General features: G+C 58.6%; 20 protein-coding genes and 2 pseudogenes. 9 read left to right on the top strand and 13 right to left on the bottom strand.

What is annotated here, in order from left to right; all coding sequences use genetic code 11:
* Positions 1–33: 33 nt before the first annotated feature.
* From ACNSN7_RS09180 to ACNSN7_RS09170, 3 genes and pseudogenes are all read right to left on the bottom strand, one after another.
* Entirely contained in the window at positions 34–978 is a 945-nt protein-coding gene (locus ACNSN7_RS09180) for a DUF368 domain-containing protein (RefSeq protein WP_418281978.1), read from the bottom strand.
* A 4-nt stretch (positions 979–982) separates the two neighbouring features.
* The gene (locus ACNSN7_RS09175) at positions 983–4,168 is read right to left on the bottom strand and encodes an oligosaccharyl transferase, archaeosortase A system-associated (RefSeq protein ID WP_418281977.1); all 3,186 of its coding nucleotides are present in this window, start codon (positions 4,166–4,168) and stop codon (positions 983–985) included.
* A 185-nt stretch (positions 4,169–4,353) separates the two neighbouring features.
* Positions 4,354–4,839, bottom strand: a pseudogene (locus ACNSN7_RS09170) (Cdc6/Cdc18 family protein); the annotation flags it as partial.
* Between the two features lie 201 nt (positions 4,840–5,040).
* On the opposite strand from ACNSN7_RS09170, the gene aglG reads away from it, so the two are divergent.
* Positions 5,041–6,012 carry a glucosyl-dolichyl phosphate glucuronosyltransferase gene (gene aglG, locus ACNSN7_RS09165; protein WP_418281976.1) on the top strand — a complete coding sequence of 324 codons (972 nt, stop codon included), beginning with the start codon at positions 5,041–5,043 and terminating at the stop codon, positions 6,010–6,012.
* A 674-nt stretch (positions 6,013–6,686) separates the two neighbouring features.
* Here the strand turns inward: aglG and ACNSN7_RS09160 are convergent.
* Both ACNSN7_RS09160 and ACNSN7_RS09155 read right to left on the bottom strand, forming a co-directional pair.
* Positions 6,687–8,135: a flippase gene (locus tag ACNSN7_RS09160; protein WP_418281975.1), complete on the bottom strand. Its 1,449-nt coding sequence runs from the start codon at positions 8,133–8,135 to the stop codon at positions 6,687–6,689.
* A gap of 95 nt (positions 8,136–8,230) precedes the next feature.
* The gene (locus ACNSN7_RS09155; protein ID WP_418281974.1) at positions 8,231–8,998 is read right to left on the bottom strand and encodes a class I SAM-dependent methyltransferase; all 768 of its coding nucleotides are present in this window, start codon (positions 8,996–8,998) and stop codon (positions 8,231–8,233) included.
* Between the two features lie 127 nt (positions 8,999–9,125).
* Here ACNSN7_RS09155 and ACNSN7_RS09150 point away from each other — a divergent pair, with 127 nt between their 5' ends.
* The 3 genes from ACNSN7_RS09150 (at position 9,126) to ACNSN7_RS09140 (ending at position 11,326) form a co-directional block, all read left to right on the top strand.
* Positions 9,126–9,812 carry a class I SAM-dependent methyltransferase gene (locus tag ACNSN7_RS09150; protein ID WP_418281973.1) on the top strand — a complete coding sequence of 229 codons (687 nt, stop codon included), beginning with the start codon at positions 9,126–9,128 and terminating at the stop codon, positions 9,810–9,812.
* A gap of 258 nt (positions 9,813–10,070) precedes the next feature.
* Positions 10,071–10,589 (top strand): hypothetical protein, encoded by a 519-nt coding sequence (locus ACNSN7_RS09145; protein ID WP_418281972.1) that lies wholly within the window; start codon positions 10,071–10,073, stop codon positions 10,587–10,589.
* A 272-nt stretch (positions 10,590–10,861) separates the two neighbouring features.
* On the top strand, positions 10,862–11,326 hold the full coding sequence (locus ACNSN7_RS09140) for a hypothetical protein (RefSeq protein ID WP_418281971.1): 465 nt from the start codon (positions 10,862–10,864) through the stop codon (positions 11,324–11,326).
* Between the two features lie 133 nt (positions 11,327–11,459).
* Here ACNSN7_RS09140 and ACNSN7_RS09135 read toward each other — a convergent pair whose 3' ends face one another.
* Entirely contained in the window at positions 11,460–12,206 is a 747-nt protein-coding gene (locus ACNSN7_RS09135; protein WP_418281970.1) for a class I SAM-dependent methyltransferase, read from the bottom strand.
* Positions 12,207–12,458: 252 nt separating this feature from the next.
* Here ACNSN7_RS09135 and ACNSN7_RS09130 point away from each other — a divergent pair, with 252 nt between their 5' ends.
* Positions 12,459–13,589: a glycoside hydrolase family protein gene (locus ACNSN7_RS09130; protein ID WP_418281969.1), complete on the top strand. Its 1,131-nt coding sequence runs from the start codon at positions 12,459–12,461 to the stop codon at positions 13,587–13,589.
* A gap of 729 nt (positions 13,590–14,318) precedes the next feature.
* On the opposite strand, the gene ACNSN7_RS09125 is transcribed toward ACNSN7_RS09130, so the two are convergent.
* From ACNSN7_RS09125 to ACNSN7_RS09110, 4 genes are all read right to left on the bottom strand, one after another.
* A complete protein-coding gene (locus ACNSN7_RS09125) occupies positions 14,319–15,146 on the bottom strand; it encodes an IS5 family transposase (protein WP_418281968.1) in 828 nt (275 codons plus the stop codon).
* 89 nt (positions 15,147–15,235) lie between these two features.
* The gene (locus tag ACNSN7_RS09120) at positions 15,236–16,153 is read right to left on the bottom strand and encodes a nitroreductase family protein (protein WP_418281967.1); all 918 of its coding nucleotides are present in this window, start codon (positions 16,151–16,153) and stop codon (positions 15,236–15,238) included.
* Complete coding sequence (locus ACNSN7_RS09115; protein WP_418281966.1) at positions 16,150–17,250, bottom strand: polysaccharide pyruvyl transferase family protein; 1,101 nt, start codon at positions 17,248–17,250, stop codon at positions 16,150–16,152. The genes ACNSN7_RS09120 and ACNSN7_RS09115 overlap by 4 nt, the downstream gene beginning before the upstream one ends.
* Positions 17,251–17,602: 352 nt before the next feature.
* Entirely contained in the window at positions 17,603–18,766 is a 1,164-nt protein-coding gene (locus ACNSN7_RS09110) for a glycosyltransferase (RefSeq protein WP_418281965.1), read from the bottom strand.
* Between the two features lie 155 nt (positions 18,767–18,921).
* On the opposite strand from ACNSN7_RS09110, the gene ACNSN7_RS09105 reads away from it, so the two are divergent.
* From ACNSN7_RS09105 to ACNSN7_RS09095, 3 genes are all read left to right on the top strand, one after another.
* Positions 18,922–19,824, top strand: coding sequence for a glycosyltransferase family 2 protein (locus ACNSN7_RS09105; RefSeq protein ID WP_418281964.1), 903 nt, complete (start codon positions 18,922–18,924; stop codon positions 19,822–19,824).
* Positions 19,825–20,029: 205 nt separating this feature from the next.
* Complete coding sequence (aglF, locus tag ACNSN7_RS09100; protein ID WP_418281963.1) at positions 20,030–20,824, top strand: UTP--glucose-1-phosphate uridylyltransferase AglF; 795 nt, start codon at positions 20,030–20,032, stop codon at positions 20,822–20,824.
* A gap of 69 nt (positions 20,825–20,893) precedes the next feature.
* On the top strand, positions 20,894–21,079 hold the full coding sequence (locus tag ACNSN7_RS09095) for a hypothetical protein (RefSeq protein ID WP_418281962.1): 186 nt from the start codon (positions 20,894–20,896) through the stop codon (positions 21,077–21,079).
* A gap of 143 nt (positions 21,080–21,222) precedes the next feature.
* Here the strand turns inward: ACNSN7_RS09095 and ACNSN7_RS09090 are convergent.
* The 3 genes and pseudogenes from ACNSN7_RS09090 to ACNSN7_RS09080 form a co-directional block, all read right to left on the bottom strand.
* Positions 21,223–21,336 (bottom strand): annotated as a pseudogene (locus tag ACNSN7_RS09090) (VapC toxin family PIN domain ribonuclease); the annotation flags it as partial.
* Between the two features lie 76 nt (positions 21,337–21,412).
* Positions 21,413–21,682, bottom strand: coding sequence for an AbrB/MazE/SpoVT family DNA-binding domain-containing protein (locus tag ACNSN7_RS09085; RefSeq protein WP_418281961.1), 270 nt, complete (start codon positions 21,680–21,682; stop codon positions 21,413–21,415).
* A gap of 37 nt (positions 21,683–21,719) precedes the next feature.
* The gene (locus tag ACNSN7_RS09080) at positions 21,720–22,691 is read right to left on the bottom strand and encodes a phosphoadenosine phosphosulfate reductase family protein (protein ID WP_418281960.1); all 972 of its coding nucleotides are present in this window, start codon (positions 22,689–22,691) and stop codon (positions 21,720–21,722) included.
* Positions 22,692–22,816: 125 nt separating this feature from the next.
* On the opposite strand from ACNSN7_RS09080, the gene ACNSN7_RS09075 reads away from it, so the two are divergent.
* The gene (locus tag ACNSN7_RS09075) at positions 22,817–24,166 is read left to right on the top strand and encodes an alkaline phosphatase family protein (protein ID WP_418281959.1); all 1,350 of its coding nucleotides are present in this window, start codon (positions 22,817–22,819) and stop codon (positions 24,164–24,166) included.
* The last annotated feature ends 23 nt before the right edge of the window (positions 24,167–24,189 follow it).

The following is a 24,189-nucleotide window of genomic DNA, read 5'->3' as shown; positions in this document are numbered from 1 at the left end:
CACCGGTGACGACTGTTCGTCGGGGCTCTCCCGTCAGTACTCGATCGCGCTCGCGTATCGGTCGAGCACGAGCACCGCGAGCGCCCCGCCGACCGCCGCGACCGCGAACTCCGGGGCGGCGTGCCCCCACGTCTCGCCGCGCTCCGCGAGCCTGGCCGACACCTCGACTATCGGCGCTCGCAGCGCGCCGACGATGAGGCTCACCAGGAACGCGAGCGTCGCGGCGCGATAGGCGGCGAGCGCGCGCCGAACCGCGTGGGCGACCGTGAACAGTCCGACGACCGCGCCCGCGATGAAGACGACGACCGGCGGCCCCGCCTCGACGAGCGCGCCGACGCCCCCTCCCGACAGCGTCGTGATGACCGCGTCGACGAACGTCCGCAGCGCACCGGACATGTAGTCGTACTGTCCGAGGATGACCAGCAATAGCGATCCCGAGATCCCCGGGAGGATCATGGCGCTGACGGCGATCGCGCCCGCGACGAACAGCACCGGGAGCTCGTTGCCCAGCGCCGTCGACGCGTACCCCGAGGTGAGAAACGCGGCGAGAAACCCGGCAACTGCGGCCGCCTTCCGGCCGGGTGTCGACAGGTCGACCACGCCGAACAGCACGACCGCCGACGCGGCGATCAGCCCGAAGAAGAACCCGAACGTCGCGATCGGCACCCTTGTCAGCAGGACGTCGACCGCGCTCAACACGACGACGATGGCCGTCGCGATTCCGGCCCCGAGAACGAGCAGGAACGGGCCGTCCGCCTCGAGGAACGCCGCGCGCGCGTCCGGTACGTTCGCCGGGCGAACCCCGGAGCACACCCGACGGATCCGGCCCGGATCGATCGCGGTCAGCGCGGCGATCAGTCGCTCGTAGATCCCGACGATCAACGCGATCGTCCCGCCCGAGACGCCGGGCACCGCGTCCGCGGTCCCCATCGCGATCCCCTTCAGATACACCGCGATCCACGCTCGGGCGTCGACCATCGGGTTACGCCGCCGGCTCCGCGAGCGCGCTCGCAGCCGTGGTCAGCGATGCCTCATCGTCGCTCTCCTCCCCGTCCGCGTCGGTCTCCGCTCCGTCCGTGTCGCTCTCCTCCCCGTCCGCGTCATCATCCGTCGACCCGTCGTCCGCGTCGTCGTTCGCGTCGCCGATCGGACAGGCGGGGTCGCCGCTCGGACAGTCGATGACCTCCTCGTCGAGCTCGACCGTCGGCGTCGTCTCGTCCTCGCCGATCACCTGTCCCTCGGTCACGTCGACCGCGCCGACGCGGGCCGTGGTGTACAGGTCGTCGTCGGTCGTCGGCTCGGTCGTGATCTCGTAGGCACCCGTCGCGCGAACGCTCGTGTTCGTGTACCCCTCCTCGGGACCGTACTCGTCGTAGCCGGTCGTCGAGTACGGGAGGTGGAACTCGAAGGTCCCGTCCGCGTCCGCCTCGGCGTACTGCGTGTACTCGAACGTCTCGCCCGACGGCTTCGCCATCTCCACCGTCGCTTCGACCTCCTCGCCCGGCTCCGCGCCGGAGCCCTCGACGGTCGTTCCGGGCACGCGCTCGAACGTCTTCACCCAGTCGTCGCTGAACCCTTCGAGCAGGCCGGTACCGACCGTCTCGGCCGGGTCGATACCGAGCGACTGGAGCACCTGGTAGTGTCGGGCCGCCGGTGCCTGTCCCTGCGACTCCGTCGCGTGGACGAGCCGATAGTGCTCGAGGGCGTCGACGCGCTCCTCGGGGAGCCCCGCGACCCCGCCGATCCGCGCGGTGCCCTCCTCCTCGACGTACGCCTCGGCGCTCTCCATGTCGTCGAAGCGCTGGACGAACGCCGTCGGGTCCGCCGGCAGGGTCCGGATCTCGAACTCCTCGCCGGTCTGCGGGTTCGTCCCGCGCTCGACGTCGTAGTCGAGGACGACCGGCTCGGGCTCCATGGCGCTGCCGTACCCCTCGTAGAGCCGGACCATCTGGCTCTCGTAGTAGCGCTGGGTCTGCGTCCGCATCACGGGCTGGAGCGCGCCCTCCTCGGTCTGCTGGTACACCACCTCGTTGAAGTCGTCCTGTGTGACGTCGTCGTCGTCGTAGAACGTCACCGGCGCGCCGAACTTCGAGGTCGGCGACACCATCTGCCAGTCGACCATCACGTAGCGGGTGTCCCCGCCCTCGTCGCTCTGGGCGTCCAGGACCGCCGCCGCGCGCTCCTCGCTCGGCGCGAGCAGGTAGTTGGCGGCCTCCGTCGCGCCCTGCTGGAACGGGTTGGCGTTCGGGATCCGCTCGGCCCTGGTGGTGATCCAGTGACCGTAGTCCCACCACGACTGCACGCCGTAGGCTCCCTCCGGGTAGTCGAAGTCGCCGTCAGCGGGGCGCTCGTAGGTGCCGTAATACTCCATGGGGTTGTCCGCGCCCCCCAGTTCGCCGGGGTGCGGCGTCTCCTCGTTCATCCACTGGAGCCCCTCGTCCCACTCGGTCACCGCGCCGGGGCCGTTTCCTGCGCCCGCGGCCCAGACGGGGGTCGCGACCGCCACGAGCGGGATGAGGAGGACGGCTATCACCGCTGCGACCGTCATCACCTGCCATCCCTCGACGTCGCGGACGTCGTCGAGCGAGGGGAGCGAGAGCGCGTCGATCGCGAGCTGGAGGAAGTACGCCGCGCCGATCGCGACGATGACGGCGAGGTAGTAGTTGAACCGAGTCTGTGTGAACGCCGCGCTCCCGATGAACGCCGCCCACACGACGAAGTAGAGCTCCTCGGTGTCGTACTGTGCGAGGAACGTCGCACCGACGAGGAAGGCGGTGGCGAGGAGGAGACCGACGACCTGCCAGTTCACGCCGACGAATCCACCGAGGAACTCGTAGAGGTTCGGGGCCGCGTAGACGGAGCCGACGACGGCGAGCGCGGCGACGGGATAGAGGGTGTGGTTCGTCTCCTCGGACCGCCAGAGCGGGCGCACGAGAATGTAGAGGACAGCGAGCAGCGCGAGGAAGAAGGCGAGCCCGTACTGTGAGAGGACGAAGTCCGCGAACGCGGTGTTCTGGAGCGGCGGCTGCGCCTCGCCGATGGTGCGGGTCCCGGCACCGGAACTGAACCCGACCGTCCCGAGGAGGCTTCCGGTGAGCGTCGACCACAGCGAGGGGATCGCGAGCCAGACCACGCCCGCGGACGCGAGGACCATCCCACCCACCGCGGCGGGATACGTGTCGGCGTCGAGGTCACGCCCCTCCCACTGGCGGGCGAGCCACGCGAGGAAGACGGCTCCGACGGCGACCCCGAGCGGGAGGACGACCTGCGTGAGCGAGTAGTCCGTGACGCCGAAGCTGAACTGGTCGAGCGGAACGATCTGCATCAGGCCTGCGACGGCCATCGACACCGCGCCCGCGAACGCGATCGGTTCGGGGCTCGTGCCGTGGTACACGTCGCTCGTGATCTTGACGGCGAGGAAGATGCCGGTGAAGCCGACCATGAGGACGCCGGGTTGCCACGTCCACATGTAGAGGCCGAGCGCGACGCCCGCCGCCGCCGCGTAGGCGGTGGGCCGCTTGAGGGCCGCCCAGTCCCGGTCGACGAGGAGCTCCCAGACCGGTTTTTCGCGCTCCGCGACGGCGAAGGCGACGAGGAACCCGAGGACCGCGATCGTCTGGAAGAGGATCTCACCGGCGTGGTGGTCGAAGAACCCGACCAGCGTGTAGCTGAAGAAGGTGCCGGGGAGGAGCGCGAGGACGCCGACCGCGGCGACCGCGGCGAAGCGGTCGACGAAGCGGCGGGCGATGAGGTACGTCGGGATCGCGACGAGCGTCCCGAGCAGCGGCGCGATCACGAGCATCGTGCGCATCGCACCGTCCTCGCCGCCCATGATCGGACTCGCGAGGAGGACGCCGACCGCGGCGATGTAGTCGAACAGGGTGCCGAACTGGCCGACGTGTCGGCCGACGGGGAACCCCGTCCACGCCTCGAACGGCATCGTGCTCGGGAAATTCTCGAGCAGATACGTCGTCTCGCGGTAGTGATACCACGCGTCGTTCCCGCGGAAGTACACGTCGTCGTCGACGATGAAGTTGCCGTACGACTGGACTCGCGTCCACAGCATGAAAACCACGATCCCGAGGAGGGCCGGGATATGGTACCATCGTTCGAGGAGATCGAGCGCCGAGTCGCCCGATCCGTCGCTCGAATCGCGTTGCTGGCTCATTGTACGATGTGACTGCCAAAACGTCTATAAGCCTTGTTATATACTCGGCGACGGCCGGTAGCGTGCGAGCGGAGAGAGTCGGACGTCGGTCGGTTTCCGTGATTCGATCAGTAGAGTTCGTGTCCGTTCACTACGTGGGACGTACTCCACACACCCCACCGGTTCCGCTGTTAGTGGGCGATGATTCAGGCCGGTGATTCGAGAAGGTCGGTTAGTCCGCGCCGGACGCTCTCCGTCGATTGTGCAAGCTCGTGGAGCTTATACTTCCCACCGCTTTTTCCGCGGTTCTTTTCGGTCGAGGTGACGATTCCGAGCGTTTCCAGCTCGGATAGGTACTCGCGGACCGCCCGATTCGATATCGGATCCGTTCCTTCCTGTGAACACACGGATTCGTATGCGGGGCGGATCTCACGTGTCCGGGCCGGTGCCCTCTTGCGTTCCGCGAGTACGGTCAGCGCCAGTAGAACCAGCTTTCCGTGAGTCGGGTAGTTCGCAATGCCCTGTACGACCTGGTCCGTCTGTAGTCTCGCACGTGCCGCTTGGACGTGTTTTTCAGTGACCCGGTCGGCGTTTCGCTCCCTCGCGATGTCACCGCTTTCGAGCAGCAAGTCGAGTGCCTGTCTCGCGTCACCGGAGTCCTTCGCGCCGTACGCGGCGCACGCGTGAATGACCCGTACCGGCTTAACAGCGGAACCAGTGGGGTAGGTGACCCCACGAGCGAGGAACCGCCACCAACGGATATCGTCCCGCTAACAGCGGAACCGGTGGGGTGTGCGTCCCACGTCGGCGAGGCGACCTCGGACGTCGATCCGGCATCCGGCGCGGATCGGTGAAACACAATCCTTATTCGCGGTTTGCGTCAACGCTCGGGCATGCAGGTCTCCGTCGTCGTCTGCACGTACACGATGGACCGGTACGACGTGTTCACGGAGGCCGTCGAGAGCGCGCTCGCACAGACGTACGACCCGATCGAGGTCGTGTTGGTGATCGACGGGAATCCCGAGGTGTACGAGCACGCAGTCGACGACTTCGGCGACCGCGAGAACGTCGTGGTGCACGACAACGACGAGAACCGCGGGATCTCCTACAGCCGGACGAAGGGCGCGGAGCTGGCCGCCGGCGAGATCGTCGCGTTCATCGACGACGACGGGGTCGCGGAGCCGGACTGGATCGAGCGGCACGTCGAGACGTACGCGGAGACGGACGCGGTCGCGGTCGCCGGGTACGTCGCGCCGAACTGGCGGACCGAGAAACCCGACTTCTTCCCCGAGGAGTTCTACTGGCTCGTCGGCTGTACGGAGCTCGGCTTCGCCGAGGACGGCGAGGAGATCCGGAACGGGTACGGCTCGAACGTGTCGTACAGGCGGGACGTGTTCCTCGACGTCGGCGGGTACGACGTGAACACGGGCCGCAAGGGCGATCGACACATCCAGGCGCACGAGGCTCCCGTGGGGATCCGGATCCGTGAGGCGTACGGGCAGGGCGTCGTGTACGTCGAGGACGCGGTGGTGTCTCACACGCTGTTCGACTATCGCGGGGAGTTTCGCTGGCTCGTGTTCCGATCGTTCTGGCAGGGCTTCTCGAAGCGCGTGATGGAGCTGCTGTATCCGGGTGCGCAGGGGAACGAGAGCGCCTTTTTGAAGGATCTGGTGGGTAACCGGGTTCCGAGCCGCGTGAAGCGGGCGGTGCTCGGACCGTCGCTTGCGGAGGTGAAGCGGATCGTCGCGATCATCGTGTTCACGGCTGCGGTCGGGGTCGGGTACGCCTACGGGCTCACGAAGCGGGACGTGTTACGGGAGGAGGTCGAGGACACGGGTGCGGACGTCGACGAGGCGGAGGACTGAGGGCGGTCACGATACGTTTCCGTGAGAAGGACTGGGAGGGGTCGGACGGGGGCTGGCATCGAGGTGTTTCGACGCGATCGGATCCTGTCGGCGTTGTCGGTCACTGAACGGTACTTGATAATCGATCTCGGGAGTGGGTGTACCAGATTGGTGGTGTGGTTGTTTATACGTGGGACTGGGGTGTTGCTGTCGACTATTTATAAGCGATCGACAACTCTGCGATAAACGCCTGCAAAGCCCCAGCCACGACGGCTCGCGCGCCTTGCTGCGCGCCTCGCTCAGTCGCTCCTGCTCCCTCGCTGCGGTGCTTACTGCGGCGGGCTTCGCCCTCGCGGCTGCCCCTTTGAGCCCCACCCGACCGCACCGCAACCGCGCCTCACGCCTCCCCAACCTCGTCAGGGGCGGTCGCCGGAACCGCTCGGCGACCGCCCCTGACTCCCTCGCACGCGCTCCTCGCGCCCGTTGGGCGCTCGGAGGCGCGCGCCGCCGCATGCGTTCTTTATAAGTATCCATCGACGTCGCTCACGGTCGTTTAAATACTGTATCGCCACCGACGAACTGCAACACCCACTCCCCAGATCACTCACTCGCGGGCCGTCTTTGCGGGCCCGGATCGGTCTTTTGCCTCCAACGGCTCGGGGATCGATCGGAGAATCATTCTCTCGACCACGGCGTCAGCTCTCGACCAACGGCACATCGAACGGGAGGTTGTTCGCAATGGTCGTGCGGAACTCTCTCGAGATACCGAACAGCAGCGTGAAGTACACCGCAGTGCCGAGGCCGACGAGGCCGACGACGAAGACGGCGTTGTAGTCGGGGATCCACGCCCAGTGTGCCTCCCCGAACGCGCGTGTAGCGTAGATGACGAGGCCCATGCCGATCGCGGCGGTCCACTGGCGAGCGATCTCACCGTACGACACGGTCAAAGGAACGTGAGATTTGGTGTAGTGGTAGGCAAACACGAGACCAACTACGGCGGAGAGGGTAGTCGCGATTGCTGCACCGATCCAACCAATTGCATAGACGAATATTAGGTTGAATATCAAATTTGAGCCAATAAATATGGCGTTGGATCGGAACGCCAAGTCAGGACGATCGATTGCATTGAGTGTGTTCAGGAGCTGTTGGTTGTACGTATACACGAGAAGTGCCGAGATCAGAATTACGAGAACTGTCTCGCCCGCCACGAATCCATCTCCATATATCTGCAACAGACGATCACCGACAACGAACCCACCTACGAGACCGGGTATCAGGATGAGTCCCGCGTATCGCAATGCATCTTCTGTGAGCCCAGATACCGCCGATGGATCGTTCTTTGTCGCAATTTCGCTCATTTCAGGAAACAGAGTGGTGCTGATACCTCGACCGAAGATCTCGAGGAAGCGGCCGATACTCCAAGCAACTGAGTAAATTCCGATCAGGCCAGTGGGAACAAAAAATCCCAATACAATAATGTCGACCCAGTCGAACGTTTTGCCTTTCATACCACCGAGCCACGAGTACTTGGCATAATCGACCAAGCGGACGAAATGTCGGTTCTTGGGAATTTTTGGCCGGATTTTGAGGATCAAAATGGCAACAATTGCGGTGAGAAACCCACCAACTGCGTATCCGACGAGCATTCCGACGAGTCCCCAGCCAACGAATACGAGTACGATTTGTGCCGCGCTAAGAAGCCCCTGTTTGGTGGTTGATAAGACTGCGTAAACGTGTACTAGGTGAGACCCTTGCAGTAACGAAAAGACGAATCCGAGAACTAACTGTACAAACACGATCAGGATAACGAGTTCCGCAACAGGAACGCCAATATACTCGTTTACAGACCCACGAAACAGCATGATTACGAGTGCGACGATGGCAGCTAGAATGCCGATCAGCAAGCCACCAGCTGTAGCGTAAGCCCCTTGTTCCTCACCTTCGCTGATCCGTTTCTTGATCGCACCGCTGATCCCGATCTCCCCGGCTATTGTGAGCCAAGAAACTAAAGCGATGGCGACTGCATAGAATCCGAGGACTTCCTCACCTAGCAATCGGGCGAAGTAGATAGTTGCAACGAATCCGAGAACGGAACCGATAAGTCTCGAAACGAAGAAAATAATAGAGGTTTGTCCTAAGCGCATATTTGATACCTAATAATCAGATTGTATGCCCGGTATCGATGATAGAGAGGTAAACTAGGATCACGCATCAATCTATATCAATCCTCGTACAATACCTAGTATCGGTCGCTACTGGTCGATGCGATACCGGTCGTGATGACTCGCGTGTTCGGCAAGGAGTGTTCAGAGACGAAGTCAGTCCACGCAAAATTGTGCAGTACGTCGTGGCTGGCGACATACGAGTCCTGGTCCAAATACTTGTGTGCCTGAGAGAACTCCCATCGCATCCACTCATCCGAATGATTCGAGTCGTGAAGAAACAGATCCACGTCGTTTGTCTGGAGTAACTGAGGAAGTGATGTCTTGGCGTCTTCGAGATGGAGATTCCATCGGTGTCGCAAGTATTCTGGGACAGCATATCCACATTCGTAGTCTCCTCTCTCTTTCGGAAGATCGATGCTGTGTAGCTCACCGTGTCCGTTTTTTTCCAGTGCGTTGGCGATGTGAGCATCGAAGCCACCGTACCCGGCTCCGGAAACCACGACCGTTTCCGGTTCGACCGCCCGGCAGAGCGCATACAGAACTCTAGCCTCGGCTGGTGGTGTCGATCCGCGACCAGTTTCGTTTAGTTCGTCCCAGCGGCTGTGGAACACTTCGATAAATTCGTCGTCTGACTCAATCTCATCGAAGTAGCCGTCGATGTCCGATCTCGTTTTCGAGCATAGCGATGCCAGACGAGCCGGTGCTTGTTCGAGTTCTGTTTCAACCCGGAGACTCTTGAGATATTGGACGACATGAGTTGGCCGTTTGATAGCCATTACTGCATATTTCAGCTTTAGAACGCCTGAGAGGCGCGAAAGCTTACTTCGAGTTGGAACCAACATGGTCTCGAAGAGACATAGATGACTTATCACACTTGCTAAATCCCTCCCCGCGCCCACGGAGACGATAGCCTCGAAGGTCGCACCATCACAAGATAAATTACTCCTGACCGAATCTACTGATATAATTATGTCCCTCAGTGTGATGTTGCGACGGTGTGGTGAATTATATCGTGAGGGGGGGATACGAGAACTCTCTCGTGGTGTTCGGGATTATATCGAGCATGATCTCGGCTCGGACTACCAGGAACGTCGGAGTGATAACCAGGATCGATGGGAGTTCATCAGCTCACACATCGATGAGGACGCCCGATCGCTCATCGATATCGGCTGTGCCGAGGGAGAGTTTGCTGCGAGAGCGGCGGAGATGGAGCTCGACGTCACGGGATTTGATCGAAACGTCACACGGCTTCACACCGCACGGACCGAACACGCGGAGTATTCGAACCTACGGTTCGAGAGGGCGGAGTTGACTCCGGAGACGATCGACGAACTCCCGGAAGCGGACGTGATTCTGTTTCTGACCGTTCATCACCACTGGGTAAAGGCGTACGGCTGGGACGAAGCCGCGAACATGTTTCGGACGCTCCTCGAGAAGGGAGAGACGGTCATTTACGAACCACCGGGTCACATTGGAATAAAGGAGTCAACCGAGACGGGAAGTCTCAAGCCGGAAAACAGCATCAGCTATTACACCCAGATACTGGAATCGGATTTCGGAGAGTCCGCTCGTATCGTCGATGTGATGCTGGCAGAATATAAATCCGATTCCGACCGTGCGGATCCGATCTTCGTGCTTGATTCGGGAGCCAACTGAATTCGATATCGATTGTATCACGTGCTCTGGAGCTACTCGTCGAGGAATGAGGCACGTGAAGAACACTCAGTCGAATTCCGATTTCTAGTTCAATACGTCCTTCAGATCCGGATGGTCGAGATGATGCTGGATATCCGTTGGTAGTTCTGACTGGGGTGTGTTCGCGACGAGCTTTCGGATACGCTGCCATTCGGTGTGTCTCGTAGAGATTCGGACCGGAATTCCGCTGAGTCCGAGAATCCGCGCTATTGCGAGTCGATGACGGCCATCGACAAAGAGGAACTGCCCGTCACGACCGATGTCGACGACGATCTCGTCATATCTTTTGAACCCATCGCCAGTAACGTATTTATCAGGCGAGAGCTCGTTCCGCTCGACGAGTTCGCGTTGACGCAGATAGCCCTGATCCCGGATGTTCTCATACAGTTCGTCGACGCGTTCGCAGGCCTCCCACACGTCCGACTCCGTGTTACAGCCGCGCCAGATCACGTTCCCCCGCTCGACCTCCTCGAGTACGTGCTGGATGAACTCGATGTCTTCCCACTCGTCTCCGTCCTCGAATCGTCGTCGGAGGGCGTTGACCACCGGCAGATCCTCGACACGGTCGTCGCTTCGATCCCAGGTTCCACCTTGGACCCGTCCGATGTCCTGCCACTGAAACCGCCCGGGATTTGGTCCACGTTTCGTGACGTGAGCTATCTCCGTCGGATCGACGTCGATCACGGTAAACGGGTCGACGGTGTCCGCGTATGGACGAGCGTTCCACCAGACGAGTAGGCGTTGGTAGCGATCGACTCCGTAGAAACCTTTGACGCCAAGGGCATGTCGTATATACCGAGGTACGAACCGTATTGATTTCTCTATCGTCGGGACGAGCCCCTCATCGTGGTACACCTGTGTGGCCCGATGGAGGAGCGTTCGCATTGATCGCTGGATGATTCCAAGCAGGTCCGCCTATACGTTACGGAATTATATCGTGGAGTCCGATTGAACCATGACTCACTCTCTGCGAGATCAAAGCACTCGGCTACCAGACGGTGCATAACTCGGTGTACGACGAGACGGAAATGGTGTACAGCCTGTTCTGCGCTCGGGATCGGTTCCTCGAGGACGACGGCCTCTGTATGTCCTACGGGGACATCGTGTACGATCGGTCGGTCGTCGAGGCGCTTCGGAACTGTGATGCGCCGCTCTGTTTCGTGATCGATTCGGAGTGGCGACGCCTCTGGAAGCTGCGGTTCGACGATCCGCTATCCGATGCGGAAACGCTGCGCATCGAGGGCGATCACGTCGTTGAGATAGGAGCCGAGCCGAGCAAATACGACGAGATCGACGGCCAGTACATCGGACTGATCAAGGTTCGACGTGATTATGTGGATGAATTCGTTGACGCGTACGACTCCCTAGACCAATCCTCGATCCACATGACCCGGTTCATTCAGCATCTCATCGATACTGGGTGGCAGGTCGAGCCGGTCGAGATCGATGGGGTTGGCTGGAAGTCGATACGTTAGCAGATATCGAGGTGTATCGGAGTTCCAGCGGGACTAGTAGACACTCGAAGCATCTCTCCGTGTTATAAGTCCGTTCTACACAATGAATTCTATCGTTGAGTGCACACAATTAGTCGTGATAAGTAATGTTTTCTTAATCTTTTATCGCAAACCCAGTATTTTGCTCAATCGGTCCCCAGACTGATGCTCGTTCTTCACCGAACATACGGAACGCATCATTTTGGTTGATATCATCAGAAATAAGCACCCCACCAGTCCGGAGCCAAGTCCAAGCCAGTTCATATTCAAACATCATACAGGGTGCAGAATGATCCGAGTCGTGAATAAATACGTCAATCTCGTCAATCTCAAGGAAGAGTTCAGGTAGTAATTCCTGACTGTATCCTTTTCTAAAGTCCCAGCGATGACGAAACTCATCGGGCACGAGATTCCCTAGGCTATCTCCAATTATCTGATCTTGTTCTATGGTAGTTTCCTCAAAAGGGAGATCAACAGAATAGAGCGTACCATTTTCATTTCTTTCCAGAGCAGCTAAAACCGCTGCCGAGGAGTTTCCGTTCGCAACTCCTGTCTCAACAACATAATCGGGTTCTAACTCCCGGACAACACTATAGTACAGAGCCCCTTCTCTGAACGATATTCCTCCCGGAATATCACTGAACCAAAGGTCAATATCATCCGCATCTGTCTGTGATGCCACGAAATCTTCGAACTCCTTACGATACTCTTGATATTTGTGCTCAGAGTCAAAGAGGGCTTTTCGTCTTTCTTGGAGTTTCTCATCGGAAACTTGATCTGGATGAGTTAGATTGTATACTCTTCGTGCAAAGGGCCGTAGGGAGTGAGGAAGTCCCCGATAGATTCTATCTGTTAATGCCATGTAATATAAAAATCCTTAAAATATAGAATCATTTCGGTTTCACAATCACAACTGGGAACCACTCCTAGTTAACGGACAATACCGGCTGTTCATCGCTACGAAGTGTGCCGGCGAGGAGATCTTGGTACTGGTCGTCGTTCGTCACCGGGAGTACGTTGAGGATAGGTGACTCGACTGAGATTGCGAACGGGACTGGATCGCGATCACTCCCGGACAACTTATATCGGCTTCGGGGTGAGTGTCGTATAACGGATGTCGGAGCCCACATCGGAGACTGAGGGAGAGATAATCACGACCTACGAGCTGCTGGAGCGGAGCGCGCGGGCAGCGCTCGATCTCCAGCGCGGGGACGGATCGTTTCCGCCGGGGCGGAATGGTATCTACGACGAGCCGGAGACGCCCGTGCGGACGACCTCCCACTGGCTGACGACGCTCTCGAAGGTCTACGAGATCACCGGCGACGAGGAGTTCGCCGAGGCGGCCAACGATGCAGCCGATTATTTGCTTAGCGAGGAGGCACGACCACACGGGTATACGTTCCACTCGAGGAACGTGGAGGGGAAAGACAAGTGTGATGGACTCGTCGGGCAAGCAGCACCAATACGCGGATTAGCATGGGCAAGCTCTGCACTCAATCGATCAGAGTTGGGTTCTGTCGCCAAAGACGTTTTTTCAATACATCCGTTTGATGAACGTCTTGGCCTCTGGGAGCGAATCGAAATAGAAGGGAGTAACCACTCCTTCGATCGAACTCTAAACCATCAGATCCTTTTTGCTGGTGCGGCGGCACACCTTGCGCATCGGTTCCCTTCGGTTGAAAAAACCGTGTTACGGTTCGTTGATCGGTTAGCATCCAACGTTGCTCTTCGATCAGACGGGATCATCCAACACTACATTCGTCCTCCTCTCGGGCCTACGATTCAAGCCGTACGTGAGAATCCTCGTCGTTGGAAATTGTTACTGAATCTCATTCTTTCTCGTATCTACACCGTCTCATCCCAGCGAAAACGCAAAGAGATAGGATATCATCCGATCAATCTGCTCGGACTAGCACACATACAAGCAAATCTGGATACACCCTTACTCCAGCAAAATGACGAACATGACCTCATTGAACGAATCACCTCGCCCGATACGCTATCATACATCTCTGGAGGTAACTTTCGCTACGGTGGAATGACCCCCGGGATCGATGTGGGATTTGCGTTACAGGAATTTCAAGGAGCCGGACCTGATGAGATTCGTCAGTGGATCGAAATGGATCTCAAACACAAGTATGATCCTGACTCGGGTAAGTTATCTAATGGTGCAGATGATCCGATACTTCAAGCTGCTACCGTCTCGTATTTAGTTGATTTGGAGAAACAAGAATTTAACATATGAGTTATTATGGGCGTCAATCTTAGCGTGAAGGGCACGGTCGAGCAGGGTGAGTTAGTGCATCAGCAATGCTTGAGAACACCGGTGAGAAAGCCCGCCAGCAGGAAGTATTCTTCCGAGAGGCACGCTGACCGACCGGCGTGTCCTCACGGCGTTTCTGTATCATGCTGGACTCTGGTATCGACGGATCGAACCGTTCGTCGAGTGGCCGTATGAGACGATTAGACAATGGTTTTACCGGCTGAAGTACCTCTTCGATCCGGACTGCCGCGATCGCCAGAAAATGGCCGTCGATCAGACGAAAATGGAGATCGACGGCTAGGAGTACTACGTCTCGGTAGTAGCCGATTGTGAGACGCTCGAAGTGCTTGCTATCGAGGTGTCTTCCGGCCGATTATGCCTTGACTCATTCTGTTTTTCAAGAAGGTGCTTGAACGGTGCCGCGGTCACCTGTTGGTGCGGGTTGACTGCGACCCGTAGTACGACTGACCACTTGAACGCTGGGACTGCGAATACGAGTAGGAAAATCGATTGCTCATCAAAGCGTGGTTCGGAATCTTCAAATATCAAACCAGACACCTCTACCACCGATTTCCCTACCAGGGCACCACCACTTCAAATAGATCATGGCTTACAGCCTTTGCCGCTCTCCACAATGCTGTGCTCTAACCTTGACAGACTTCAATACCTTAAAACAAAGGGCTCTGGTGAATCGCCAGACTGTGTTTGATTTCACTGTTTCACGGCTCGCTTGATGTTGTAGACCGCACACATCAGAACGATCTCACGAAATTCGCGGTACCACGCTCGGGCACGCACCGCGTGGCCGAGCGTCCGCTTGATCGTCGAAAAAACGGTCTCAGATAGTGCTCGTTGGCCGTATAGAGATCCATCGATTCGCGCGTTATGCGCGCAATCGATGGGTCGGAACTCGCGGTGCTTGATCAGCGGTCTCACGCCTTCTTCGCGCAATTTCTCGCGTAATCTCTTCCAATCGTAGCCTTTGTCGGCGGCGAGGCTGGCAATCTCGCCCGCGTTGCAGAGGGCGAGTTGCCAACCGATCTGGGTGTCGTGACGTTTCTCGGTCGTACAGTGAACGTCGAGTACGGCTTGCGTTTTTGTATCGACGAGCGCGGTCGTTTTCAGCGTTTGAACGCGATAGTTCGTCCGGCGACAGTAGTGCTTGCTAGCGGTTTCACGGTCGAAGAACGTCGCGTCCATCGCAGCGTGATCGGCGGTGTCGTGCAGCTGCGCTGAGAGGCGCAGCAGCACTCGCCAGATCTTCATCTCAAACCTATCAAACGCCTTCACAAGCGTGGAGTGGTGTGGGAGATCGCCCTCTTCGAGGCCGATTTCGGCCAATATTTGTGGCATCTCGCTCAGCAGATCTAGGGTTCCACGGTACGGTTTCGCCAAGTAAATCCGGAGACAGTGGAGCGAAACGACGGCGTAGTCGGCGAAGCCCCCACCCCCTTCGGGGGCGGCGGCTTCGCCTCGGCCACCAACAGCATTTTTAGCTAACGACACCGCTTTGCTCGTGAAGCAGGAGATTTTCGACATAGGCATCGACGATTTCCCGCTTCACTTCCTTTGATTAGATGACCCACCCCGCCGCATTACAGCGATTCACCAGAGCCAAACAAAGGAATTCACATCTTAAACGCTTCCGTATCGGGACGGGATGGGATTGGTGGAATATACTCCGCTTTCCCGACCGCAACGATTGCAATCGGTGCAATATAATCTGCAATCGACATGGCTTGGGCGAATTCATCGTACGCTTCTTTATTTGCGTCTCTAGAGTTAATCAGATCATCTGCAAAATGATTCCAGCAAATACCTAGGCCCGTGCTGTGTCCCACAAGCACCATCTGCATGATTGCAGCACCAGCATCGATATATAACGACCGCTCGTTCCGACCGAGAGCACCGTATACGCGGGAGTCCATTCCGATAAAAACCAGAAGAGGTGCCTTGATCGTATGTTCCTCTTTGATTGGTCGAAGCAATTGCTTAGTCTCGTCGTCAGTAATGATTTTGAACCGCCAGGCTTGTCTATTCCCTGAATTGGGTGCCCAAGTAGCTGCTTCGACCATCTTATTCGCCATGGATTCTAGTGCTTCTTTTGAGGGTTGATCGTCAGCCCAGACGCGCACACTCCTCCGTGACTTGACTAACTGCAGGGTATCTTCCGCAGCACCCCAATCAAGTTGATCGGGCTCCCGCCGTTTCTTTTTAATAAATTCCTCATCAAGATTGTCGTATTTTTTGAGAATTTCTGTTGCCCAGGATATTACTTCCTTCTGATTGTGTTCACGGGACTCAAGAAGCTCAAGGACCTTTTCGGATCTTTTTTTCTTTTCCGCATAATATTCGCTCTTTTCCTCCTTTATTTCATTATATATGGATTTTTCTATTCGGTGGCACTCGTGTTTAAGAATACTTAGAAGCTCATCAGTGCTCAGTTGTTGAAGTCGATACTCAGTAATAGGATATTCCGTCTTGAGTAATATTCGGCCGTATAAGGGTGTGTACTCAACTATCCGTCGTAACTTATTTCGAATCATAATCGTTGCTTGACATCCTCTGCTAAAGGCTGAAAATAGCGCTCATTCCAATCGATCGTTCTTCGTTCAACTTGTCTTAATGTTTCTACGAGCTCCACTACCTCTTCAAGATCGGATGCAAGCCGGACTTGTGGCAGATCGGAGAACCACTTGATAGACTCGGGAATTTTGTGATCGACGGTTTTCAGTGCCACACAAGGTCGTCCAGTCACGACAGAAAAGATAATCCCATGGAATCGATCAGTCACAACTACTTCGCTCTCTGAGAAAAACTTCAGATTTTCTTTTAACGTCTCTTCCCGCTCGTCTTTGAGAATTGGATCAGATAGAGTTGTATCGTAGTTAAGATAGTCTACCTCATTTTCTTCGAATTGCTTCTCGATCTGTCCTTGATCCCGTTCCGAAAGTATTGATTCCTCATCCCGACGGAGACAGAGGAGAACATCCCTTTCACGATCAACATCTAAGTCGTATATAAGAGATAAGACGAAATCCGGTGCCACAAGTACATTACACTCGTGAAAATGTTCTTGAGCGAATTCATAGCTATACTCGTCACGAGCTACGATCGTTAGGTCAGGGTGAGAATTATAGATAGATTTTGATTTCTGTAACTGCTTCTGCCCCTCATTAGTGTCACTGAAATATATTGTTTGAGGAAGTGATACGATAGTGTTATTTTGAAACTTTTCGATATACTTACGCCGGGCCTGTTCGGACCACATTCCTCGGTCACCCATGTTCCCGCCACTATGGAGGAAAATCGGATCGTCAGGCGAGGTGACTGATTTCAATCCGTCTATGTATCGGTAGGAGTGATCTTTATCCATTTCATGGACCGAGTACTCTTCGAAGTGTTCGGAAATCCAGTTGTGAATAGCTACTGCTTGTGCGTGATCGCCAATGTTTCGAAGTCTTGCAGGAGGAGTAATTCCGTAAATTATCTTCTCCTTGTTCCGCAGATCACTATGATTTCTCGCATATCGTTTATTAACCGGATAATGTGTTGCGATCCGATATGCGTCCACTAATGCCTGTGCAGGTTTTTCGGCAGGTGTTCCAGCGATGATTTCACGGGCTTTGTTAAATGAAGACATGGTGAGAGACTCAGCAACGCTTGGTCACCGATACGACGATACAGATAAAAAAGCCTGTCATTATCTTTTCTACGACAGTGTAGGAGACGAATTATTTAGTCGGTATTTATCAGATCACGTCTCGCTCTTTGATTGCAAGAATGGACCAACGTTCGAAAGATAAAGTTCACATTCAGAAAATATCAAAACCAATTACCACACTATCCAGAACACGTGTTGAGAACTACTGTACTAATCAACAAATCACCGATATTAGTTAACAGACTATTTAATATGCTCCATTAATGGATCATTTTTACTAGGCTACTTTACGGTGTATTGTAAGTGTTTGCGAAAGTCAACACTCCCCATCCTAGTCGAATATCGACGTTAGTGAGGGCCCGACTGTGTCGAGATCGTGCTGTCGGATTACGGTTTCACGTGCACCATTTTCCAGTAACTGTGTTTTTTGGGATATACACTTACGCATTGCCGAACTAATTTCCTGTACGGATCGTTCAGAACATAAAAATCCGTTCTCACCGTCCTCGATCAGCTCCGGAATCCCGGACACGTACGTCGAAACGACAGGTGTCTCCATTGCCATCGCTTCCATAATCGCAACCGGGATTCCATCTCTGTCTCCGTCCTTAGCAACCACACACGGAAGTACGAACGCTCTCGCACGATCTAGCTCTTCGATCAGCGTTTCGTCGCTAACTGATCCGAGGAACGTGACGTTGTCTTCGATACCCAATCGCTCAATGAGCGTTTCGTATCGCTCCCGACGCGGACCGGAACCGATGAGCCGATAATCGAGCTCTGGATGCTCGTCTACACAGTCCGCGACGGCTAATAAGGCGTATTCGATCCCCTTCTTCTCCACGAACCGTGATATCGTCAGAAGCCGTTTTCCCGTCGTGGCCATGCTCGGATCGAACTTTTCAGTCCGGAGCCCCATCCGGACGACTTTGACTTCCGCGTCAGGGTTAACCTCCACGTTTAGGAATCGCTCGTTGTATTCCGAGATCGTGAGGATAGTGTCGAAGGAATCACACACCGTCTTCAATGTCGTCTCGTCAGGAGAGGCGTACAGATCGTAGGCGTGAGTAGTTAGACTCGAAGTGACCCCGAGATCCTTCGCAACGGTTGCGGCCGGGATCTTGTTCCACCGGAGGAAGTGCGCGTGCACGTGATCGAGATCGTATTCTAAGGTGTCGACGAAGTCCAGACATTGCTTCGTTAAAAACCGAGTCCCGAGTCGACGCTTCGGGCCGGACACCGGCGATTCGTACGACGATCTGTCATCAAAGAGGCTACCGACCAGAGTCCGTGGGACCGACGTGATCGACGGAGCATCCGCATACGCGATGTCGATATCGATATCGTCGAGCTCGTCGTGTTCGACGTTCGTATCAGGCCGATTTAAAGAGAACACAGCGACGTTGTGACCCCGCTTAGAGAGGTAATATATCTCGTTAAGGATGAAGCTCTGCGAGAGCTTCGGGAACCAATCGAGATAGTATAGGACGTTCACGTGGAGCGACTCGTCGTGTCTTAAAAAAACCGTTTCGGTGTATTGATGGTGAACTACGTGTCCGAGTGTTCGATCGATTCGGATTCCTTTTGTACCTGACCGGTAACCACGTTTCGTACGAACGAACGGAAAACGATCGACGGAATCCACTTATAATGCCACACGAATCAGTCCTCTCGATCGTCATCCCGGTGTACGAGGATCCAGAGGGGATCCGTTTGACGCTCGATTCTATACTTGACCAATCCACGGACAAAGTCTACCGAGTCCACGTCGTCGACAACGACTCCACCGATCGCACTCCCGACGTCGTTCGCTCGTACGACGACGACCGGATCACGCTCCATCACGAGACGGACGTCCAATCCTCCTACGCCGCCCGCAACACCGGCATACGCAACACGAACGCCGACCTGATCGCGTTCGTCGACGCCGACATGACCGTCCCAGAGGACTGGCTCGAAACCGCGCTTGCGGAGTTCGAGTCGATCGACGCCGACTACATGGGCTGTAGCGTCGAGCTCACGCTCCCCGACGATCCCACGCTCGCCGCGCGCTACGACCACCACACCGGGTTCCCGGTCGAGGGCTATCTCGAACGCCAGGAGTTCGCCCCCACCTGCTGTCTGTTCGTCCGCCGTGCGGTGTTCGCGGACGTCGGCCTCTTCGACCACCGCCTTGAGTCCGGCGGTGACAAGGAGTTCGGCAACCGCGTCCGTGACGCCGGCTACGACCAACACTTCGCGGAACGCGTCACGATGTACCACCCGACCCGCAACACCATCGCCGACCTCGCCGCGAAGGACCGCCGCGTCGGCCGCGGCCTCTGCCAGCTCCAGCGCTGCCACCCCGACCGCTACGGCACGCCCGGCGTCCCGCCGCGACCTTCGGGGATCAAACGCCCCGACCGCGACCTCCCCGCGAGCGATCGCGTCGCGTTCGGCACGCTCTCGACGTTCCTCACCGGCATGCGCGGACTCGGCTACTACCGGGAGTATCTGACCGGTTCGACCGGAGGCGACGACGGTTCGATCCCGCGACTCGATCCCGACGGCTGACGCTGACGGACGGGGTGGGCGGCCACCCTCGGATCGTTCCCAGCACGCTCTCGTCTCCAGCGTGACCGTCGCCCCGCTCCCGAGCCGATCCGTCTCGGACGTCTCACCGGACGGCTGTCGGTTCCGGAACGAACCGGATCGGCTCAGGAACCACTCGCCGATCCCGCGTCACAAACTATTTGCACGCCGGCCGACACCTCCTCCCATGCAAGCAGTCGTACTCGCCGCCGGCAAGGGCACGCGACTCCGTCCGCTCACCGACGACAAACCGAAGGTCCTCGTCGAGGTGAACGGCACGCCGCTCATCGAGGACGTCTTCGACAACCTCATCGACGTCGGGGCGACCGAGCTGATCGTCGTCGTCGGCTACAAGGCCGAACAGATCATCGATCGCTACGGCGACGCCTACCGCGACGTCCCGATCACCTACACCCACCAGCGCGAGCAGCTCGGTCTCGCGCACGCCATCCTCCAGGCCGAACCGCACATCGACGACGACTTCATGCTCATGCTCGGCGACAACGTCTTCCGCGGGAACCTCGGCGACGTGGCCAACCGGCAACAGGAGGAGCGCGCGGACGCCGCGTTCCTCGTCGAGGAGGTTCCCTACGAGGAGGCGAGCAGATACGGCGTCCTCGACACCAACGAGTACGGCGAGATCACCGAGGTCGTCGAGAAGCCGGACGACCCGCCGAGCAACCTCGTGATGACCGGCTTCTACACGTTCACGCCCGCGATCTTCCACGCGTGCCACCTGGTGCAGCCCTCCGACCGCGGCGAGTACGAGCTCCCCGACGCGATCGATCTCCTCATCCAGTCCGGCCGCACCATCGACGCGATCCGGCTGGACGGCTGGCGAATTGACGTCGGCTACCCCGAGGACCGCGACCGCGCCGCGGAGCGACTCGACGAGCTGGCCGGCGGTGAGGCGGACGCCGGCGACGATGATGCCGGCGACGATGATGCCGGCGACGAGGAGGAAGCGGTCGTCGAGGACTGAACCCACAGTATCAGGGGTAGCGCCGCCGTATTCACGTTCACGCCCGCGATCTTCCACGCGTGTCACCTCGTGCAGCCCTCCGACCGCGGCGAGGACGAGCTGCCGGACGCGATCGATCTCCTCATCCAGTCCGGCCGCACCATCGACGCGATCCGTCTCGACGGCTGGCGGTCCCGCGAGCGAAGCGAGGGCGACCTCAGGGAGCCCTCGATAGCGAACGGCGAAGCCGTGAGCAGCGAGCGGGACCTCGCGTGACGAAGTCACGCGGTGTATCGACGTCGGCTCCCCCGAGGACCGCGACCGCGCCGCGGACCGCCTCGACGAGTCGGCCGATGATGCGGGTGACAAACCGGAGGACGGAGACGAATCTGTCGTCGATACGTAGCCGGTCCACCGATTCAGTTGAAGGGGTCGTCTGGCGTCTCCAACCGAGTGATCCCCGGGATCGCGTCGAAGTCGTCGTCGAACGAGTAGAGGTGTTCGATTCCTTCTCGTTGCATGTATGCGGCGGTGACATCCTCGCCCGCCGTAAACGGCGGGATTCTCTCGCTGATTAAAGAACGCCTGTATCGATCACTGCGACCGCCATCAGTTGGTCTCCGAGAAGGCGGGATCGTCCTCGTGACCCGCGAGGTCGTGGGTTTCGGACCCACCGCCCCCCATCGGGACCGGTTCGAAGTCGTCGAACGCGCCGTAGCGCTGCTTGACGACCTCCACGGAGAGGTTTCCCGCTTCGTCGGTGTTCCACCGGAGTTTATCGCCGGGCTCGATGTCCAGGCGTCGGCGGAGGGCCGCCGGGATCGTGACCATCCCCCGGTCGCTGACCGTGGTTTCCTCGGGCGTACCTTCCGTCGCCATACTCGACAGTACACGCTCGCACATGATACATGTTGTGCTACATGTAGCCCAGATCCCGCAGTCGCTCCATCAGGTCCTCCTTGTCCTGGGCGCGCCCGGCGCGCTCGGTCGTCCCCTCGAGGTCTTGGAGCCACGCGGGCTCCTCGGTCGTCTTCTCCGTCGACACTTCGCTCCCGAGCGAGCGGAACCCCGCGAAGTACTTCGGTGAGATGGGGACGTCCGCCTGCTCGACGCCCTCCGGCAGGTCGTCGTCGGACTGCGGGACGTATCCATCGTCCGGGAACGCCTCGACCGTGTCGGGGACGACGACCTGCCAGAACGCGTCCCAGACGTCCCGCTCGTCGAACTGGAGGATCGGCTGGATCCGGTCGTGCGGTGGGAACAGATCCGGATCGTGGCGCGGCGAGAAGAACGTCTCGTCCGCGCGCGCCTCCTGCTCGTCCCAGCGCACGCCCGAGATCACGCCGTCGATATCGTGTTCTTCGAGGGCGTCGTTGAGCGCGACGGTTTTGAGCAGGTGGTTGCCAACGTAGGTGTCCAACAGGAACGGGAACGACCCCTCGTCGTACTCGAGGATGTTCCGGACGTGGTGCTGGTTGTGCTCGGAAAGCTCGCCGATGGGGATGTCGTCGCCGGGTTCCAGCGCGTGTTTCTCGACGTACGCGCCGACGTCGTCGTTGCGCGCGAAGACGACGTCGATCCCCCACTCGTCGGCCCAGCGCTCGACGAACTCCGTGATGTCGTCGAAGTGCTGGAAGTGGTCGATAAACACCGCCGTCGGCTTCTCGTAGCCGAACTCCTCGGCCACCTCGGTAATGAAGTAGAGGGTGAGCGTGGAGTCCTTCCCGCCCGTCCACATCACGGCCGGGTTCTCGTACTGTTCGAGGCCGTGGCGGGTCACCTCGACCGCCTTCTCGACCTTGTGCTGGAGCGACGGGTAGTCGGCCGGCTCCTCGCCCTCGCCATCCGTGTAGTCGATGTCGACGTACGCCGGGAACTCGCTCGTCATGCCGACCGATCGGCGGGACACGGGTAAAGTTACGTCCGTACTAACCCACGTGTTCGGTCGGCTCCACGTCGAGTCGGGTCGTTACCGGACGATTACTTATCCAACGTCGCCGGGATCGGAACACGATGGGACTGTTCGACCGACTCCGCGGCGGCGACGACGACCGCGTCGTCTTCCTCGGGATCGACGGCGTGCCGTACGAACTCGTGCAGGATCACCCGGACGTCTTCGCGAACCTGACGGCGATCGCCGAGGAGGGATCCGCGGGCCGCATCTCCAGTATCGTTCCGCCGGAGTCGAGCGCCTGCTGGCCCGCACTGACGACGGGTCGAAACCCCGGCGCGACGGGCGTGTACGGCTTCCAGGACCGCGAGGTCGACTCCTATGAGACGTACGTCCCGATGGGGGCGGACGTGAAAGCGACCCGGCTCTGGGACCGCGTGACCGACGCCGGCCGCGACGCGACCGTGCTCAACGTCCCCGTCACGTTCCCGCCGTCGACGCGGATACAGCGACAGGTGTCGGGGTTCCTCTCGCCGTCCCTCGCGGACGCCGCCAGCGACCCCGGCGTGCAGCGGACCCTCGAACGCTTCGGTTACCGGATCGACGTGAACGCGGAGCTCGGCCACGACGAGGACAGGACCGCGTTCATCGAGGACGCCCACGAGACGCTCGCCGCCCGCCACGACGTGTTCACGCACTACCTCGATGAGGACGACTGGGACCTCTTCGTCGGCGTGTACATGAGTACGGACCGGGTGAACCACTTCCTGTTCGGCGACTACGCCACCGACGGCGAGTACGCCGAGGAGTTCCTCGAGTTCTACCGGACGCTCGACGAGTATATCGGCGAGATCCGCGAGATGCTCGACGACGACACGACGCTCGTCGTCGCCTCGGACCACGGCTTCACGAAACTGGAGTGGGAGGTGAACTGCAACCGGTGGCTCGCCGACGAGGGGTGGCTCTCGTACGCGACCGACGACCACGACTCGCTTTCCGACGTCGACGACGACACCCGCGCCTACTCGCTCATTCCCGGCCGCTTCTATCTGAACCTCGAGGGACGAGAGCCCGACGGCGTCGTCCCCGACGCCGAGTACGAGTCGGTCCGCGAGGAACTGATCGACGACCTCGAGTCGCTGACCGGCCCGGACGGCCGGCAGGTCTGCAAGCGGATCGTGAAGGGCGAGACCGTCTTCGACGGCGACCACACGGAGATCGCCCCGGATCTGGTCGTCATCCCCGCCGACGGCTACGACCTGAAGTCGGGGTTCAAGACGAAGGACTCGGCGTTCGACACCGGCCCGCGAAACGGGATGCACACGTTCGAGAACGCGCTGTTGTACACGACCGCCGACGTCGACGTCGACGGTGCGGACCTATACGACCTGACGCCGACGATCCTCGATCGCATGGACGTCGACGTCGACGGCAGCGAACTCGACGGCGAGAGCCTCCTCGTCGAGGAGTGAGCACGCCCGCTGCCACCTCCGAG

Source organism: Halorubrum rarum (assembly GCF_048380895.1).
Classification (GTDB): Archaea; Halobacteriota; Halobacteria; order Halobacteriales; family Haloferacaceae; genus Halorubrum.
The sequence above is the reverse complement of the archived record's forward strand: the minus strand, read 5'-3'. Positions and strand labels throughout refer to the sequence as shown.

What these genes read in the sequence shown, in the direction of transcription:
- ACNSN7_RS09180 (WP_418281978.1), bottom strand. Translation starts at nt 978, where the DNA reads ATGGTCGACGCCCGAGCGTGGATCGCGGTGTATCTGAAGGGGATCGCG.
- ACNSN7_RS09075 (WP_418281959.1), top strand. Translation starts at nt 22,817, where the DNA reads ATGGGACTGTTCGACCGACTCCGCGGCGGCGACGACGACCGCGTCGTC.
- ACNSN7_RS09125 (WP_418281968.1), bottom strand. Translation starts at nt 15,146, where the DNA reads ATGTCGAAAATCTCCTGCTTCACGAGCAAAGCGGTGTCGTTAGCTAAA.
- ACNSN7_RS09120 (WP_418281967.1), bottom strand. Translation starts at nt 16,153, where the DNA reads ATGATTCGAAATAAGTTACGACGGATAGTTGAGTACACACCCTTATAC.
- ACNSN7_RS09135 (WP_418281970.1), bottom strand. Translation starts at nt 12,206, where the DNA reads ATGGCATTAACAGATAGAATCTATCGGGGACTTCCTCACTCCCTACGG.
- ACNSN7_RS09130 (WP_418281969.1), top strand. Translation starts at nt 12,459, where the DNA reads ATGTCGGAGCCCACATCGGAGACTGAGGGAGAGATAATCACGACCTAC.
- ACNSN7_RS09150 (WP_418281973.1), top strand. Translation starts at nt 9,126, where the DNA reads ATGTCCCTCAGTGTGATGTTGCGACGGTGTGGTGAATTATATCGTGAG.
- aglG (WP_418281976.1), top strand. Translation starts at nt 5,041, where the DNA reads ATGCAGGTCTCCGTCGTCGTCTGCACGTACACGATGGACCGGTACGAC.
- ACNSN7_RS09080 (WP_418281960.1), bottom strand. Translation starts at nt 22,691, where the DNA reads ATGACGAGCGAGTTCCCGGCGTACGTCGACATCGACTACACGGATGGC.
- ACNSN7_RS09115 (WP_418281966.1), bottom strand. Translation starts at nt 17,250, where the DNA reads ATGTCTTCATTTAACAAAGCCCGTGAAATCATCGCTGGAACACCTGCC.
- aglF (WP_418281963.1), top strand. Translation starts at nt 20,030, where the DNA reads ATGCAAGCAGTCGTACTCGCCGCCGGCAAGGGCACGCGACTCCGTCCG.
- ACNSN7_RS09160 (WP_418281975.1), bottom strand. Translation starts at nt 8,135, where the DNA reads ATGCGCTTAGGACAAACCTCTATTATTTTCTTCGTTTCGAGACTTATC.
- ACNSN7_RS09085 (WP_418281961.1), bottom strand. Translation starts at nt 21,682, where the DNA reads ATGGCGACGGAAGGTACGCCCGAGGAAACCACGGTCAGCGACCGGGGG.
- ACNSN7_RS09155 (WP_418281974.1), bottom strand. Translation starts at nt 8,998, where the DNA reads ATGTTGGTTCCAACTCGAAGTAAGCTTTCGCGCCTCTCAGGCGTTCTA.
- ACNSN7_RS09105 (WP_418281964.1), top strand. Translation starts at nt 18,922, where the DNA reads ATGCCACACGAATCAGTCCTCTCGATCGTCATCCCGGTGTACGAGGAT.
- ACNSN7_RS09175 (WP_418281977.1), bottom strand. Translation starts at nt 4,168, where the DNA reads ATGAGCCAGCAACGCGATTCGAGCGACGGATCGGGCGACTCGGCGCTC.
- ACNSN7_RS09145 (WP_418281972.1), top strand. Translation starts at nt 10,071, where the DNA reads ATGACGGCCATCGACAAAGAGGAACTGCCCGTCACGACCGATGTCGAC.